The organism is Aminobacter sp. AP02 (assembly GCF_003148805.1).
Classification (GTDB): domain Bacteria; phylum Pseudomonadota; class Alphaproteobacteria; order Rhizobiales; family Rhizobiaceae; genus Aminobacter.
Map to the genome: position 1 here is coordinate 252,143 of NZ_QGGX01000002.1, position 14,941 is coordinate 267,083.

General features: G+C 62.1%; 15 protein-coding genes. 7 read left to right on the plus strand and 8 right to left on the minus strand.

All coding sequences use genetic code 11. The features are described from left to right. Nucleotides 1-37: 37 nt before the first annotated feature. The 3 genes from C8K44_RS03160 to htpX all read right to left on the minus strand — a co-directional run bounded on the left by C8K44_RS03160 (nucleotide 38) and on the right by htpX (nucleotide 4,266). Nucleotides 38-1,756, minus strand: a complete 1,719-nt coding sequence (locus tag C8K44_RS03160) for a heparinase II/III family protein (RefSeq protein WP_109574294.1) — start codon at nucleotides 1,754-1,756, stop codon at nucleotides 38-40. Nucleotides 1,757-1,849: 93 nt separating this feature from the next. Further along, nucleotides 1,850-3,253: an RsmB/NOP family class I SAM-dependent RNA methyltransferase gene (locus C8K44_RS03165; protein WP_245417341.1), complete on the minus strand. Its 1,404-nt coding sequence runs from the start codon at nucleotides 3,251-3,253 to the stop codon at nucleotides 1,850-1,852. Next, nucleotides 3,250-4,266, minus strand: coding sequence for a zinc metalloprotease HtpX (htpX, locus tag C8K44_RS03170; RefSeq protein ID WP_109574295.1), 1,017 nt, complete (start codon nucleotides 4,264-4,266; stop codon nucleotides 3,250-3,252). Before htpX ends, C8K44_RS03165 begins: the two co-directional genes overlap by 4 nt. Before the next feature lie 104 nt (nucleotides 4,267-4,370). Between htpX and C8K44_RS03175 the strand changes: the two genes are divergently transcribed. The 3 genes from C8K44_RS03175 to C8K44_RS03185 all read left to right on the plus strand — a co-directional run bounded on the left by C8K44_RS03175 (nucleotide 4,371) and on the right by C8K44_RS03185 (nucleotide 5,463). Then, nucleotides 4,371-4,583, plus strand: a complete 213-nt coding sequence (locus C8K44_RS03175) for a DUF1674 domain-containing protein (protein ID WP_109574296.1) — start codon at nucleotides 4,371-4,373, stop codon at nucleotides 4,581-4,583. Nucleotides 4,584-4,675: 92 nt separating this feature from the next. Next, the gene (locus C8K44_RS03180) at nucleotides 4,676-4,945 is read left to right on the plus strand and encodes a PepSY domain-containing protein (protein WP_109574297.1); all 270 of its coding nucleotides are present in this window, start codon (nucleotides 4,676-4,678) and stop codon (nucleotides 4,943-4,945) included. A 59-nt stretch (nucleotides 4,946-5,004) separates the two neighbouring features. Continuing rightward, a complete protein-coding gene (locus tag C8K44_RS03185) occupies nucleotides 5,005-5,463 on the plus strand; it encodes a thermonuclease family protein (protein ID WP_245417342.1) in 459 nt (152 codons plus the stop codon). Nucleotides 5,464-5,762: 299 nt separating this feature from the next. On the opposite strand, the gene C8K44_RS03190 is transcribed toward C8K44_RS03185, so the two are convergent. Further along, on the minus strand, nucleotides 5,763-6,158 hold the full coding sequence (locus C8K44_RS03190) for a carboxymuconolactone decarboxylase family protein (protein WP_109574298.1): 396 nt from the start codon (nucleotides 6,156-6,158) through the stop codon (nucleotides 5,763-5,765). Then, the gene (locus tag C8K44_RS03195) at nucleotides 6,106-6,525 is read right to left on the minus strand and encodes a MerR family transcriptional regulator (protein ID WP_109574299.1); all 420 of its coding nucleotides are present in this window, start codon (nucleotides 6,523-6,525) and stop codon (nucleotides 6,106-6,108) included. Before C8K44_RS03195 ends, C8K44_RS03190 begins: the two co-directional genes overlap by 53 nt. 154 nt (nucleotides 6,526-6,679) lie before the next feature. Here C8K44_RS03195 and C8K44_RS03200 point away from each other — a divergent pair, with 154 nt between their 5' ends. After that, nucleotides 6,680-7,945 carry a cyclopropane-fatty-acyl-phospholipid synthase family protein gene (locus C8K44_RS03200; RefSeq protein ID WP_109574300.1) on the plus strand — a complete coding sequence of 422 codons (1,266 nt, stop codon included), beginning with the start codon at nucleotides 6,680-6,682 and terminating at the stop codon, nucleotides 7,943-7,945. A gap of 74 nt (nucleotides 7,946-8,019) precedes the next feature. On the opposite strand, the gene C8K44_RS03205 is transcribed toward C8K44_RS03200, so the two are convergent. Both C8K44_RS03205 and C8K44_RS03210 read right to left on the minus strand, forming a co-directional pair. Then, nucleotides 8,020-9,603, minus strand: a complete 1,584-nt coding sequence (locus C8K44_RS03205) for an ABC transporter substrate-binding protein (RefSeq protein WP_109574301.1) — start codon at nucleotides 9,601-9,603, stop codon at nucleotides 8,020-8,022. Between the two features lie 89 nt (nucleotides 9,604-9,692). Then, nucleotides 9,693-10,517 (minus strand): creatininase family protein, encoded by an 825-nt coding sequence (locus tag C8K44_RS03210; RefSeq protein ID WP_199226996.1) that lies wholly within the window; start codon nucleotides 10,515-10,517, stop codon nucleotides 9,693-9,695. A gap of 381 nt (nucleotides 10,518-10,898) precedes the next feature. On the opposite strand from C8K44_RS03210, the gene C8K44_RS03215 reads away from it, so the two are divergent. Next, nucleotides 10,899-11,018 (plus strand): hypothetical protein, encoded by a 120-nt coding sequence (locus C8K44_RS03215; protein WP_245417354.1) that lies wholly within the window; start codon nucleotides 10,899-10,901, stop codon nucleotides 11,016-11,018. A 49-nt stretch (nucleotides 11,019-11,067) separates the two neighbouring features. Here C8K44_RS03215 and acs read toward each other — a convergent pair whose 3' ends face one another. Further along, the gene (gene acs / locus C8K44_RS03220; protein WP_109574303.1) at nucleotides 11,068-13,023 is read right to left on the minus strand and encodes an acetate--CoA ligase; all 1,956 of its coding nucleotides are present in this window, start codon (nucleotides 13,021-13,023) and stop codon (nucleotides 11,068-11,070) included. A gap of 311 nt (nucleotides 13,024-13,334) precedes the next feature. Between acs and C8K44_RS03225 the strand changes: the two genes are divergently transcribed. Continuing rightward, nucleotides 13,335-13,607 carry an usg protein gene (locus C8K44_RS03225; protein ID WP_109574304.1) on the plus strand — a complete coding sequence of 91 codons (273 nt, stop codon included), beginning with the start codon at nucleotides 13,335-13,337 and terminating at the stop codon, nucleotides 13,605-13,607. Nucleotides 13,608-13,718: 111 nt separating this feature from the next. Beyond that, on the plus strand, nucleotides 13,719-14,846 hold the full coding sequence (locus tag C8K44_RS03230) for a DUF2235 domain-containing protein (protein ID WP_109574305.1): 1,128 nt from the start codon (nucleotides 13,719-13,721) through the stop codon (nucleotides 14,844-14,846). The last annotated feature ends 95 nt before the right edge of the window (nucleotides 14,847-14,941 follow it).

Sequence of the window (14,941 nt, forward strand, 5' to 3'; positions counted from 1 at the left end):
ACGAGGCCTCAAAATCAAGGCGCACGGCGCTTTTCACTCAGTTTTCGAGGCGGCCGATGATGCGGGTGCGCGAGAACTGCCAATGCACCTCGGAGATTTCAGAGGCCTTGAAGTTCAGCACGATCTGGCGCGAGCGGCGCGGCCCGCCGAGACCGGCGAAGTAGATCGATTCTTCAACCTCGGCAGGAACGTCGGGGGAGATGAAGACCCAGGTGTCGATATCGGGACCTGTCAGCACCAGCCGCTCCTTTTGGTCGCGGAACAGCTGGACGTCGGGATGGACATGGAAGCGCACCGTGACGAGGTCGCGGCCTTTCTTGATCGGCGTATTGCCGGCGCGAAGAATGCGGTCGCAGCCCGACAGGATGTTGCCGCCGGCGGCCAGGCTGAGCTCGCGTTCGTGGTGGAGACCGAAGCGCTGCGCGTAGCCGTCATGTCGAGCGGTGAAGCCGTGAATCCCAGGCTTGTCGGTCCGTTGCGACGGCACCGATTTCGGTCCGCCAAAAAGCGGGCTGCCAAGGAGGCCGCTGATACGGTGCGAATGGGCGAAACTTGCCGACGAGGTGTCGTTGATGGTGACGGTGGAGTGCGCGGCAGTGGCTCGTGCCAATGGCTTGAGTTCGGCCAGCCCATAGGTGTCGACGCCGGCATTGACGATGTAGTGCTGGCGGCCCGACGACATCTCGAAGGACAGGCACCCGGCGTGGGCATAGTTCGACACCTCGATGGGAGGTGCGGTGCCCGTGTCGGCAATGACGGTCGTGCCGCCCATCGCAAGGCGCTCGTAGCCCGAATGGGTGGCGTGCAAGGGCGGCGCGCCGGCGGTGTCGTCGTGGCGCAGGATAGCCGCGATGCGGTCATGGATGGTGGCGCCCATGCCGTTGAAACGGGCAAGGCTGCCGTCCTGGTGGCGGAAGAAGCGCAGCGCCGGCAGCATGCGCTCGACCGCGTTGATCAGCGCCAGGGGCGGCTGCTCGGCCTGGTTGGCATAGGTGTGGCGCAGTGGCAGCAGGTCGGCGAGGATTTCGAGCACAGCCATCGGATTGCGTGAGACATGGCCGCCGTCGGGCAGGATCTGGCGGTCGAGTTCGTCGGCGAGATTGCGGGTGGCCGAGCGCAGCGCGGAAACGGGCGCGGGCAGCGATAGGGCGGCAAAGGCGAGTGCGATGCGCGCCCTGAGCCGGTCCTTGCCGGCCGGCATCTCGCGCGCCATCGACCTGAGATAGCGGATCTGCATCGCCAGCGAGCGCAGGAAAGCGCGGTAGAAGGCGAATTCGGCGCCCTGCAGCACGACCGAGGAATGTTGCAGCCAAGCGATAATGCGCTTCGCGGTGGTCGCCGGTTCCCAGGCTGTGCCGGAGATGCGGTTGCCGTGCATGGCGATCCAGTCGGAGACAAGCGCGCGGGCGTTCGCCGCGGCAAGCTCGGTGCCGGCGGCGCGCATGTGGCGCAACCAGCGAAATCCATGCAGGCTGCGCTGCCAGCCTCTGTTGGGTACCTCCACGAGGAAGGGCGACTGGCCGCCCGTCTCGACCAGATGGCCCGACAGTGGAAAGCGGCCATAGTAGATTTCGAGCGCGATCTGGGGGTCGGCAAGGCGCAGATCGGGCGGGGCGATCAGGACGCGTTCGGGCGTGCGCCCGGAGTAGCGCCAGCGGTAAGCCGGGCCGGCGCGCAGACGCCTTCGTGTCTTGCGCCAAAACTCCTTGGCGACGAGTGCCCAAAGGCGCGTCGTGTTGTCCGCCGCGATCGACAAAATCCCTCCTGACGCAACCTACGTCGTGGTCAAATTAGGTTGTTTCAAAGGCGGGCGCGAGGGTGAATTTTCCGTAAACACCGGTTCTTCGCCTCAGGCGAGACGGCGGAACCGCGCGGCAAAGAAGCCGTCGAGACCTGACATGGCGGGGTCACCGAGATCAAATCCGGCCGGGGTGGTACGCAGGAAACCGGCTTCGGTGATGAAATCGTCGATACCTGCGACCTCGCCCCTAGGAATCGGATCCAGTTCGACCTTGCCCTTGTGGTCCGCGAGGAAACTAGCGGCGAGCGCTTCGCCTTCTTCTGGATCGAGCGAGCAGTTGGAAAAGACTATTCTGCCGCCCGGTTTTACCAGCTTCAGCGTCGCGTCGAGCAGGTTGCGCTGAACACCGGCGAGCTTGGTAATGTCGGCCGGAGACTTGGTCCACAATACGTCGGGGTGGCGGCGCACGGTGCCTGTCGACGAACACGGCGCGTCGAGCAGGACCGCGTCGAAGAGTTCTTCGGGCGCATAGGCGAGGATGTCGGCATTGACCTTGTCGGCTTCGAGGCCCAGGCGCTCGAGATTGCCGGCGAGGCGGGCAAGGCGGTTCTTCGAAGCTTCGACGGCCGTAACCCTGGCTCCCGTGAGCACGAGCTGCGCTGTCTTGCCGCCGGGAGCGGCGCAAAGGTCGGCGACACGCTGTCCGGATACGTCGCCGAACAGCTTTGCAGGCAGAGCGGCGGCGGCGTCCTGGACCCACCAGGCGCCCTCTGTGAAGCCGGGCAATTCTGCGACCGGCCCGGCCAAGCGCTCGATGCGTATCGAACCGGTGGGCAGCACGGTGCCGCCCAGTTGCTCAGCCCACTTGTACAGGTCGGATTTGGCCGTGAAATCGACAGGTGCCTCGATGCGGTGGGCGGCGAGGATCTGCTTTGCCTGCTCGGCACCGTAGGCGGCGGTCAGGCGCTCGACGAACCAGTCCGGAGCGTCGTTGGTCGTGGCCAGCATCTCCGGCAGTTCGGCAGCCTTAGCGCGTGCAAGGGTGCGCAGCACGCCATTGACCAGGCCGGAAAAGCGCACGGTACGCGGGTCGGCCTTGGCGTGGGTCACGGCGAGGTCGACGGCGGCACTGTCGGGAATGTCGAGGAACAGGATCTGCGCAGCTGCGACATGCAGGATATGGGTGAGCACCGTCGCATTGGCGGGTAGCGGGTTTTCCAGGCGGCGCGAGATCAGCTTGCCGATGGTGACGCGATGGCGCAGGGCCGTGGCGAGGATGGCGCGGACGAGACCGCGATCGCGCATGTCGAGCGCGCGGAATTGCGGATGGCCATGCTCGTGATCGGTGAGGCCATCGAGCGGTGTCTTGGCGTCGATCGTCGCGGCGAGCAGGCGCGCGGCGGCCATGCGCGCGGCGATGCCGGGGACGTCGGGAACGGCGGACGGGCGGCTGCCCTTGGCGTTATTAGTGCGCGCGCGGTTTCGCTTGGGGTCGCGCTGGTCGCCGCTCACGACCTCGGGCCTTTCGGCCCGGACGGGTTACGCCCCCAGGGGCCGGACGGACGTGGTTGCTCAGGTTGCTTCTGGTCGGCGGGACGGCCGCCCCAAGGACCCTGCTGGCCCGAAGGTGCTGCGCGCTGTGAGGTCGGCTGCTGTGCCGTGCGCTGGGCAGGACGACCGACACCCTCATTCGCCATCGCCTGAAGGGCGGCGATGCGGTTTTCGGTATTGGGGTGGGTCGAGAAAAGATTGTCCATGCGCTCGCCGGAAAGAGGATTGATGATGAAGAGGGGAGCCATCGCTGGATTGCGCTCGGCTTCGGGGTTGTGGATGCGTTCGACGTTGCGGGCGATCTTGTCAAGGGCGGAAGCGAGCCAGAGCGGATTGCCACAGATTTCGGCGCCGCGACGGTCGGCCGAGTATTCGCGCGTGCGGCTGATCGCCATTTGCACCAGCATGGCGGCGAAAGGCGCGACGATCATCGCCACCAGCACGCCGATGAAGCCGAGCGGATTGTTGTTGTCGCGATTGCCGCCGAAGAAAAATGCGAAGTTGCCCAGCATCGAGATCGCGCCGGCAAGGGTCGCGGTGATAGTCATGATCAGCGTGTCGCGGTTTTCGATATGGGCGAGCTCGTGCGCCATGACGGCGGCAACTTCTTCATGCGACAGGCGCTGCAGCAGTCCCGTGGAGGCGGCGACGGCGGCATTTTGCGGATTGCGGCCGGTGGCAAAGGCATTGGGCTGGGGGCTGTCGATCAGATAGACCTTGGGCATCGGCAGGCCGGCATTGGCAGCGAGGCCGCGCACGATGGCGTAGTATTCCGGCGCGTTGCGTTCGTCGACCTCGATGGCATGGTTCATGCGCAGAACCATCTTGTCGGAGTTCCAGTAGCTGAACAGGTTCATGCCCGCCGCCATAAGGAAGGCGATGGTCATGCCGCCTGTTCCGCCGATCAGGTAGCCGACGCCCATGAACAGCGCCGTCATGGTCGCCAGAAGCATCGCCGTCCGCATCATGTTCATCGTCTACTCCGTCCTTTTCCGTGCGCCAGGGTCGATCCTCGCGTCACGCTTCGCTATATGATGGGAGAGACAAGGTTCCGTTTCAATCATTTCCGAGGAATCCCATGAACGACGCCAAGCAGCAGACGGAGCTGGAGACACCCGCACCAAAGGAACTTTCGCCGGCCGCCAGGCGCGCATTGGCGGAAGCCCAGGCGCGGCGCGAGGCATCCGACGCCGAGCAGGCAAAGCTCCCGCGAGAGATCGGTGGGCGTGGCGGCAAGGAGCCCGGACGCTACGGCGATTGGGAAATCAAAGGCCTGACCAGCGATTTTTGAAGCGCCTGTCCAGCGATTGTCTGGCCTGAGCAGGCTGCTGGAACCCAAATCTCGAGCTGATCGTTTGCCTGGGTGTTCTAGAAGGAGCGACCATGATGAAATCGGTGATTGCGGGACTGTTTTTTGCTTCTGTGCTGGGTGGGCTGCCGGCACAGGCCCAGACCAAAGAGCCGCCGGTGCCGCCGGAGAAATCGCTCAAGCTTTCCGAGATCATTGGCAAGATCGAGAAACGTGACCAGTTCCGCTACATCTCCGAGATCGAATGGGAGAGCGAGGGCTATTACGACGTGGTCTACTACACGTTCGACAAGGCCAGGGTGGAAATGAAGATCGACCCGGTCAGCGGCGAGCCGAGGCTTTAGGCCAGCAAGGCTCAATATGAGCAATTGCAACTTGCCTAATATAGGAATAAATACCTTGAATGGATTCGATTTCCTTCAAGGTTGCAGCGATGTTGGCGGTCGTTTTCCTCACCCTCGGCCTGTCAACCACTGCCGAAGCCAAACGGCGCGACAATTTTGCCGGACCTGTGACTGCCCGCGTCGTCGAGGTGCTCGACGGCGACACCTTCCTGGCCGACGCCGAGATCTGGCCGGGCCAGACATTGAGGGTGAACATCCGCATCCGCGGCATCGACGCGCCTGAGATGAAGGCGCGATGCCAGTCGGAGCGCGACGCCGCACACGCGGCACGCGCAGCCTTGGCCCGGCTGATGGCCGAGGGTCCTGTGTCGTTGTCGAACATTGGTGGCGCCAAATATTACGGCCGCGTACTGGCCGACGTCAGCACAGAGGCCGGCGAAGCAATTGCGGCGACAATGCTCGAGAATGGTCTTGTGCGCACTTATGGTGGTGGCAAGCGTGCTGGCTGGTGCGGGTAGCGAGCGCCGTTGCCAGACGAAGGCCTCTTGCAAAGGAAAAGGCCGCTCCCCTTGCAGGGAACGGCCTCCGTGTTTCCGTCCATGGCGCGGCTCAGGCTGATTGAGTCACCAGCCGCGCATCTCGCGCCTTAACGGGAAGACTGCTTCCCGAAAGGGCAATCCGCTGAGGCCACGTTCTGGAAAACGAAATCACTCGACATCGGATCACCTCCTTTCAGTTCGTTGAACACAGATAGCAAGGTGGGGTCTTTCCAGCGTTTTGACAAGTGCGACCATCGCACTATGCGCCAGCCACTTATTTATGCCGCCACAGTGTGCTTTTGCTGGAACACGTCCTTGGCCGCGAAGAGGCCGTCGAGCGCTGCCGGAAAACCGGCATAGACGGCCATCTGCATGATAACCTCGGTGATTTCGTCTTGGCTGAGGCCAACATTCAGCCCCGCCTGGATATGCACCTTGAGCTGCGGGGCAGCGTTTCCGAGCGCGGTCAGGGCCGCAATCGTTGCGATCTCGCGCGACCTCAGGTCAAGGCCGGGGCGCGAATAGATGTCGCCGAACGGGAACTCGATGATGTAGCGGGCAAAATCGGGTGCGATGTCGGCTAGCGAGTCGACGACCTTGCGGCCGCCTTCGCCGTCGATTTCAGAAAGTGCGCGCGCGCCCCGCTCGAAGCGGCTTTCGTTCTGGTTGGCCATTTTCAATCTCGATCCTTTTTTCTGCGTCGGCATAGCCAGCGATCTTGGCGTCGAGAACGAGAAGGTTGGCTTGAAGGTTGGCGACATGCGCCCGCACCTTTTCGCGGTGGGCCACCAGCAATGCGCGCCGCTCCGCGTCCGTGCCCGAACCCTTCTGGCGAAGGTCCGCGTAGCGCAGCATCTCGCGGATCGGCATGCCGGTCGACTTGAGGCGGCCCAGAAATTCGATCCAGGTGAGGATCGATGCGTCATAGTTGCGCTGACCCGATGCATCCTTGTCGGCCAATGGCAGCAGGCCGATCTGCTCGTAGTAGCGGATCGTATAGGCGGTGAGGCCCGAGCGTTTTGCCAGTTCGCCGATCTTCATAATCAACCCAGTCTCGTTACGACGCTCGCAAGGCTAGAAGTTCGAGTGCACTCTAAGTCAAGGCCATTTCGACAAGCGGGTTGCGAACCGCCGGCCAAATGGGCCAACATCAGGTTTCGGACCAAGCTGTCGTTAGGCGCATTGGGGGCGGGACATGGATGCAGCAGACAAAGCCGCACGGATCGTTCGAACCGTTGTCGAAAGCCTGAACCCAGGATTTGCGGTCAAGTTGTGGACCGGAGAACGGATCGGTCCCGCTACCGGCCCCGTGCTCGCCATCAACGATCAGGATATCGTCTGGCAGGTGCTGCGCCGTCCCTCGCTGTCGACGCTGATCGAGATGTGGATTGCCAAGACGATCGACGTGGAAGAGGGATCGCTGTTCGATTTCTACGCGCTGCCATCAGGCAAGCTGAAGACGAAGCTCAAGTCGCTGCCGAAGCTCGCAATCCTTCGCGACCTGCCAGCCGTGTTGTTTTCGCGAAAACAGATGGCCGCGCAGGCCGGTCTTGCAGGACGCAATCCCTTCGTCAGCGGCTCAAGCAAGGAAGCGATCCAGCACCACTACGACATTTCGAACGCCTTCTACCGGCTCTTCCTCGACGAGCGCATGGTCTACAGTTGCGGCTATTTCACGGATTTCGCCAACAGCATCGACCAGGCGCAGGCCGACAAGCTCGACCATATCTGCCGCAAGCTTCGGCTGAAGCCGGGCGAGAGATTGCTCGACATTGGCTGCGGCTGGGGGGCGATGCTCATCCATGCCGCCAAACATTACGGTGTCGTGGGACACGGCGTCTCACTATCGGAAGCGCAGACCGAACTGGCGCGCGAACGCATCCGCGCCGAAGGGCTGGAAGATCGCATCACGATCGAGATCAAATCCTACACGGAACTCTCGGGATCGTTCGACAAGATCTCGTCGATCGGCATGTTCGAGCATCTGGGCCTTGCCAATCACGATGCCTATTTTTCGGCCGTCCATCGCCTGCTCGAGCCAGGCGGCATCTACCTGCATCACGCCATCACCAAGCGCAGCAAAGGCAGCGTGAAAAAGACCCTGCACAAGGGGGCGGAATTCAAGGCGCTGGTCAAATACATCTTTCCCGGCGGCGAACTCGACACGATCGGCATGACACTCGGCAATCTCGAGGCCCATGGTTTCCTCGTCTACGATGCCGAGAACCTCAGGGAGCATTATGCGCAAACGTGCCGTCTGTGGGCCGAGCGCCTGCACGCGCGCTTTGACGAGGCGATCGCCGAGGTCGGCGAGGCCAGGGCACGGCTTTGGCTGCTGTATCTGACTGGCTGCTCGGTGACTTTCGAGCGCGGTTCGACGCAGATTTTCCAGACCGTTGTCACCAAACGGGCGCGTGGGCCAAGCGGCTTGCCGCCGACGCGGGCGGATCTTTACCGCTGACCGAACTGCGCCAGAAGACCGGCTTGGGGGGCTCCCTCGCGCCTTTCGCCGCGAGGGTTGGGCTGTGCCGTCTATTACTCGGCTAGATCTACTGCCTCGAAGCGGTGCGATCCCAGCGGGTCCATCACATAGCCGCTGACCTTCTTCGACATCGGCAAGGAAACGGTCGAGTGATCGAGCGTCGCCCAAGGTGCCTGTTCCTTGAAGATGAGCTGGGCCTGCTCGTAGAGCTTTGCACGTTCTCCCTGGTCAACCGTCGTGCGCGCCTTCTGGAGCAGGTCCTCGAACGGCTGGTGGCACCAGTTGGCCATGTTCGCGCCGCCAACGCCGGCGCAGGAGAAGAAATAAGACAGCAGGTTGTCTGGGTCGCCATTGTCGCTGGTGCCGCCCAGGATGATTGCGCCGTCACGTTCCTTGTCGCGGGCACGCTTCAGATATTCGGCCCATTCATAAGACACGACTTCGACGCTGACGCCGACCTTTTGGAAATCGGACTGGATCAGTTCGGCCACCCGGCGCGCATTGGGCATATAGGGCCGGCTGACCGGCATCGCCCAGACCTTCATCTTGAGGTCCTTGACACCTGCGTCGTCGAGCATCTTCCGGGCGGTTTCCGGATCGTAAGGGTCATCGACGACCGCGTTGTTGTATCCCCACATCGCCGGCGGGATCGGGTTCTTGGCGACTTCGCCAAGATCCTGGAACACCGCCTGCAGGATGGCCTTCTTCTCGATGGCCATGTTGAGCGCCTTGCGCACTTCGATCTTGTCGAAAGGCGGGGTCAGCGTGTTGTAGGCGAGATAGGCGACGTTGAGGCCCGGCTTTTCCATGACTACAAGGTTGGGGTCGGCCTTGAGGCCAGGAACCTCCGCCGGCGCTGGGTAGGCCGCGATCTGGCATTCGCCAGCCTTCAGACGTTGCATCCGCGTGGTCTGGTCGGCAGTGATGGCGAAGACGAGTTCGTCCAGTTTAGGCTTGGTTCCCCAAAATGTCGGGTTGGCCTTGAAGCGCACTACAGCGTCCTGCTGGTAGCCTACGAACTGGAACGGCCCGGTGCCGACCGGCTCCGAATTCAGCTTTTCCGGAGTTCCCGCCGCCGCGAGCTTGTCGGCATATTCCTTGGAGACGATGGAACCCAGATCCATCGCAAGGTTGGAGAGGATCGAGGCGTTCGGCTGGCTCAAGACGAGCTTGACGGTGAGGTCGTCGACCTTGGTGATGTCCTTTACCGACGACTGCATGTCCATGCCGGCATACATTTCGTAGTTCGCGCCGGTGACATATGCGTGCCAGGGATTGTCGGTGAGGCGCTGACGGTCGAAGGAAAACACTACGTCGTCGGCGTTCATGTCGCGCGTCGGGGTGAAATAGTCGGTGGTCTGGAATTTCACGCCGGGGCGAAGCTTGAACGTATAGGTCAGCATGTCGTCGGAAACGGTCCAGCTCTCGGCGAGGCCGGGAACAAGGTTTGTCGTCCCGTTTTCGAATTCAACCAGCCGCCCATAAATCGGTTTCGAGGACGCATCCCAGGTGCTGTTGGTCGAGTAGAGGGCTGGGTCAAATCCCTCGGGTGCGGCCTCCGAGCAATAGACGAGGGTCTTGGCTGACGCCTGGCCGCCGAGCAGTATGGTCGCCGCCGCGGCAGCGGAAAAGTACATTGCGGCCCGAACCGAGCCGCGCTTCAAGGACTTCATCAGGTTCTCCCTATGGTTTTCTGACACCAGATCAGTGTTTGATTGGGTGCCGTTCAGGCCGTGCGCCCATCGCGTGTGTCGAGACCGCGGCCTGGCCTCCAGACCGGATCGGGCTGGGTCCAGAGGACTGGGTCGATGATCAGTTTCGCAAGTTCCCTGGCCTGCAGGTCGAGGAAACGTTCGCCCTTTTCCGCAGTCCCCTTTGCCGGGACGCCCCATGTGCCGGTGTTGGGCGCCCGTTCGGAAAACGAGTAGAAGCGATGCGCGCCATGCGGCGCCTCGTGTTTTCCGGCCTCGGCGGTGAACGCCTCTTCGAACTTGTCTGTCTTGACGGTGTCGGGCGAGATTGCCAGCATCACCGAAGCTTCGCCTTCGCACGCATGCTTGGGGCCATCGTCCGATTCAAACAGTGCAGATGTTTCCTCGGGCGCCAGGAACCATGGTGTCGTGTAGACGATCGGCATGTTGAATTCGACAGTCAGTTCGCGCGTCGACATGGCCAGCGGATCGATGTTGCCGCCGTGGCCATTGACGATGAGCAAGCGCGCAAAACCGATTGCCTTGAGCGAGCGGACGATCGACTTCAGGACGTGGAAATAGGCGGTGTAGTCGAGGCTGATCGTGCCGCCGAACGGCAAATGATGCTCGCTCATGCCAAGCCATAGCCCAGGAAGCACGGCGAGCGGCACTTGCTCGTCGACCAGGCGCGCCGCGCGCCGTGCTGCGGCCTCGGCACTCGCGGTGTCGGTGATGACGGGCAAATGGGGACCGTGCTGTTCCAGCGAGCCAACCGGCAGGATGGCGATGGCGTTTCCACGCGCCGCGATTTCGCGCAGTTCGGGCGCGGTCATTCGCGTCCATTCGATTTCCCGGGCCATGAAGCGTCCTAATTCGTATCTGAAAGATTTTTCCGATACGAAAATATTTTTCCTTAGGAGGCAGTTGTCAATAGCTAGTGCAAGCTAACGCATGGACCAAGCCCGGCGCTTGCCGGATCGTTTGTGGCCCGGACGCGGCGTCTCGCCCTTGGGTGCCGACTGCGCAGGGGATTTGATTGTCTGGATCGCAAGGTTATCGTGCGTCGGGCTTTGGGGGGCAGTGTTGCTTCAGACGTGCATGCGGATCGGATCGATCTTGGATTTATTGTAGTTGGTGAGGGCGCTGGCGGCATCTCGCGTGGAGTTCGGGGGAAATGAGGGCTCGCCGATTGTGATGGCCCAGGCACGAACTGCAAGCAGGTGAGCTCTTGTGCCGAGGCGGTGGAGCTCAGGTGCAGCGGCTATCGGCGTGCCGACGCCGACAATGACGGCATTCCGTGCGAAAATGTTTGTCCGTCGAAACAACTGATCGACGAATTGCGTCAGCAGATCGGCTGCTGACGCGGAAGGCGATCCCCTCGCACCTTGTGATGCGAGGGGACGGGCTGGATCAGCCCCGCTTGTTCTGCCTGTTGGCGACGAGGTCGTCGACGACGGCCGGATCGGCCAGCGTCGAGGTGTCGCCGAGTGCGCCGAAATCGTCCTCGGCGATCTTGCGCAGGATGCGGCGCATGATCTTGCCCGAACGCGTCTTGGGCAGGCCCGGCGCGAACTGGATCTTGTCGGGCGAGGCGATGGCGCCGATCTCCTTGCGGACATGGGCGACGAGTTCCTTGCGCAGGTCCTCGGTGGCCTCGATGCCCGACATCAGCGTCACGTAGCTGTAGATGCCCTGGCCCTTGATGTCGTGCGGATAGCCAACGACGGCTGCCTCGGAGACCTTGTCGTGGCTGACAAGTGCCGACTCGACCTCGGCGGTACCCATGCGGTGGCCCGAGACGTTGATGACGTCGTCGACACGCCCGGTGATCCAGTAGTAGCCGTCGGCATCGCGGCGGCAGCCGTCGCCGGTGAAATACTTGCCCTTGTAGGTGGCGAAGTAGGTCTGGATGAAGCGCTCATGGTCGCCATAGACGGTGCGCATCTGGCCCGGCCAGGAGTCGGTGATGCAGAGGTTGCCGTCGGCCGCGCCCTCAAGCGGGTTGCCCTCGTTGTCGACCAGTTCCGGCTTGACGCCGAAGAAGGGGCGCGTCGCCGAGCCGGGCTTGAGATCGGTGGCGCCCGGCAGCGGCGTGATCAGGATGCCGCCGGTCTCGGTCTGCCACCAGGTGTCGACGATCGGCACCTTCTTTTCGCCGACGACGTTGAAGTACCACTCCCAGGCTTCCGGATTGATCGGCTCGCCGACCGAACCCAGAACGCGCAGGCTCTTGCGCGAGGTCTTGGTCACGTGGTCGTCGCCGGCACCCATCAGGGCGCGGATGGCGGTGGGGGCGGTGTAGAAGATATTGACCTTGTGCTTGTCGACGACGTCCCAGAAGCGCGACGCGGACGGGTAGTTCGGCACGCCTTCGAACATCAGCGTGGTGGCGCCATTGGCGAGCGGGCCATAGACGATATAGCTGTGGCCGGTGACCCAGCCGACATCGGCGGTGCACCAGTAGATGTCGCCGTCATGGTAGTCGAAGACATACTGATGGGTCATCGAGGCGTAGACGAGATAGCCGCCCGTGGTGTGCAGCACGCCCTTGGGCTTGCCGGTCGAACCCGAGGTGTAGAGGATGAACAACGGATCCTCGGCCTTCATCTTCTCGGGCTTGCATTCGGCTTTCACCGAACGGACCTCGTCGTGGTACCAGTGGTCGCGGCCCGGCGCCCAACCGACTTTGCCGCCGGTGCGGCGCACCACCAGCACGTCCTTGACCATGACGTGATGCCTGGCGGCGATGTCGATCGCCTTGTCGGTGTTTTCCTTGAGCGGAATGGCCTTGCCGCCGCGCAGACCTTCATCTGCGGTGATCACGAAGGTCGACTCGCAGTCGACGATGCGGCCAGCCAGCGCGTCGGGCGAGAAGCCGCCGAAGACGATCGAATGGATGGCGCCGATGCGCGTGCAGGCGAGCATCGCGTAGGCAGCTTCCGGGATCATCGGCATATAGATGGTGACGCGGTCACCCTTCTTGACGCCGTGCTTCTTCATCACATTGGCGAGCCGGCAGACGTGCTCGTAGAGCTCGTTGTAGGTGATCTTCTTGTCGTCGTAGGGGTTGTCGCCTTCCCAGATGATGGCGGTCTGGTTGCCGCGCTTCTTCAGGTGGCGGTCGATGCAGTTGTAGGAGACGTTGGTCAGGCCGTCCTCGAACCACTTGATCGAAACCTTGCCGTCGAAGGAGGTGTTCTTGACCTTGGTGTAGGGCTTGAACCAATCGATGCGCTTGCCGTGCTTGCTCCAGAACTTGTCGGGGTTCGTGACGCTCTCGCCATACCATTTCAAGTAGGTGTCGTTGTCGATGAGCGCATTCTTCTTCCACGCCGGCTGGACGCGGTGGACACGGACTTCGGACATTTCTTTCCCTTCCTCCCGAATACGATCCGGCGGCGACTGAAGGCCGGCGGACGGCGACCTCAGGGCCGCACGTTGGGGCGCATTATTATCAATTCGCGGCGCGCCACAATATTAGACATTGGATTTGCCTCGCGTCATTCCGTAGCGGCAAATCGACGCCGGTATCCGGCGATTAGCAATACTCGCTGCCGGCTGCTAAAGTGCTGATATCTTGGAACTATCGCACCAGGATTTCGTTGTTTTTAGTAGACAGTTAACCGGCTCGGCGCAGACTCATGCCGTGGAGAACTGTTCGACACGGAAGGCTTGCGATGCGCGACGCTTCTGAACTGGAACTGATGCTCAAGGGCTACGGCCTGACCACAGCCGAGATACTCTACCATCTCCCCGACCACCCCCATGTGCTGCAGACATTCATCTGGCAGGACTACGACCTGGCGCCCAAATTCCCGATCCTGTTCGGCTTCATCGAGTTCTGGCGTGCCAAGCTCGACGGCCCGCTGCATTCGGTGCACTACACCCATCGTAAGCTGATCGCCCCCAACGAATGGCGCAAGGTCGACGGTGAGTTCGTGCTGCACTAGGCTGGCCCCGATGTTCCCTGGTGCGATCGATGACGCGCAATCTTGGGTGCGTCATCGGGAGCTCATGATAGTGTATTCTCATAAGATGGGCTCTTCTCAGAGAGAATTGACATGCCTGGAGCAGGGGATGCTTGGGTTCTGATCTTTTCCGATGGAACCGGTCAACGCGGTGTCCGAGCCGATCAGGTTGAAGAAGTCGAGGGCCAGCGGGTCAAGAACACCAATGTGTTTCAGATGTACTCGGCCGTCGATGGCAAGGCGGGGTTCAAGGCCTTCTACGACGCCGGGCTGGGAGCGCCGGAAGAGGGCAGTTGGGATTGGTTACGCACGCTACGTAATCTCTGGAGCAAGGCCACCGGCTGGGGCATCACCGCGAACATCGTCGATTGCTATGAAGCGCTGATCATTGCGTGGGAGCCGGGCATGAAGGTCGGCTTCTTCGGCTTCAGCCGAGGGGCCTACACCGTGCGTTGCCTTGGCGGCGTGCTGGCTACCTGCGGCATCGCCCAGGTGGACAAGGGCGCCCCCATTTCCAAGGACAAGGAGGGTGCCGGCGCCAAGAGGCGCCGCGCCATCGCCGCAGAGGCGGTTGCAGCCTACAAGATCAAGGAAAAGGCTGAGCGGCAAAAGGCGGGCGCCTATTTCACCATCAAATATGTCGCCGCGCCAGTGATGCCCACTGTGATCGGCGTGTTCGACACGGTGCGGGCGCTCGGCTTGCCTGGTATCATGAACATGGTTAATCCATACAAGCAGGAGTTCCACGACAACGAATTGTCGATACGAATACCCGTCGGGCTGCACGCGCTTTCGATCGACGAGAACCGCAAGACATTTGCGCCTGTGCCATGGGTAGATGTCGATGCCCGCGGGCGGGCGGCGGGGCAGGTGGTAGAGCAATGCTGGTTTCCAGGCGTGCATTCCGACATCGGCGGCGGATACGAGGACGACGACAATCTCGCCGCGCTCAGTCTTGGCTGGATGCTGGACAGGCTGCGCAAGCTGGCCAATCTCGACCTGCCCATGACCATCGACCTCAAGGACAAGGTGTTGGGCGAGGCCCATGACGAGCGAACGGGGTTTGGAGTTTTCTGGCTGCCCGGCGAACGCATCGTGCGGGGCGAGACCCGGGACATCGACATGCTGTGCCCCGATATCGAGGAGCGCTTCGACAGCTACGTGCCGTCCTATCGGCCGCCACCCCTGCGGCTGCATCCACGCGTGAAACGCTACTATTGACGGCAAGCTACGCATGGCGAGGCCGCTGGCACAACCAATTGCGGCCTCCAACCAGGCTGGGCCGATTGCAGCGCGGGGCGAGGACGGGTATTCCG

What these genes read in the sequence shown, in the direction of transcription:
- C8K44_RS03200 (WP_109574300.1), top strand. Translation starts at nt 6,680, where the DNA reads ATGGATGCAGCAGACAAAGCCGCACGGATCGTTCGAACCGTTGTCGAA.
- C8K44_RS03190 (WP_109574298.1), bottom strand. Translation starts at nt 6,158, where the DNA reads ATGGCCAACCAGAACGAAAGCCGCTTCGAGCGGGGCGCGCGCGCACTT.
- acs (WP_109574303.1), bottom strand. Translation starts at nt 13,023, where the DNA reads ATGTCCGAAGTCCGTGTCCACCGCGTCCAGCCGGCGTGGAAGAAGAAT.
- C8K44_RS03225 (WP_109574304.1), top strand. Translation starts at nt 13,335, where the DNA reads ATGCGCGACGCTTCTGAACTGGAACTGATGCTCAAGGGCTACGGCCTG.
- C8K44_RS03210 (WP_199226996.1), bottom strand. Translation starts at nt 10,517, where the DNA reads ATGGCCCGGGAAATCGAATGGACGCGAATGACCGCGCCCGAACTGCGC.
- C8K44_RS03205 (WP_109574301.1), bottom strand. Translation starts at nt 9,603, where the DNA reads ATGTACTTTTCCGCTGCCGCGGCGGCGACCATACTGCTCGGCGGCCAG.
- C8K44_RS03185 (WP_245417342.1), top strand. Translation starts at nt 5,005, where the DNA reads ATGGATTCGATTTCCTTCAAGGTTGCAGCGATGTTGGCGGTCGTTTTC.
- C8K44_RS03230 (WP_109574305.1), top strand. Translation starts at nt 13,719, where the DNA reads ATGCCTGGAGCAGGGGATGCTTGGGTTCTGATCTTTTCCGATGGAACC.
- C8K44_RS03195 (WP_109574299.1), bottom strand. Translation starts at nt 6,525, where the DNA reads ATGAAGATCGGCGAACTGGCAAAACGCTCGGGCCTCACCGCCTATACG.
- C8K44_RS03175 (WP_109574296.1), top strand. Translation starts at nt 4,371, where the DNA reads ATGAACGACGCCAAGCAGCAGACGGAGCTGGAGACACCCGCACCAAAG.
- C8K44_RS03180 (WP_109574297.1), top strand. Translation starts at nt 4,676, where the DNA reads ATGATGAAATCGGTGATTGCGGGACTGTTTTTTGCTTCTGTGCTGGGT.
- htpX (WP_109574295.1), bottom strand. Translation starts at nt 4,266, where the DNA reads ATGAACATGATGCGGACGGCGATGCTTCTGGCGACCATGACGGCGCTG.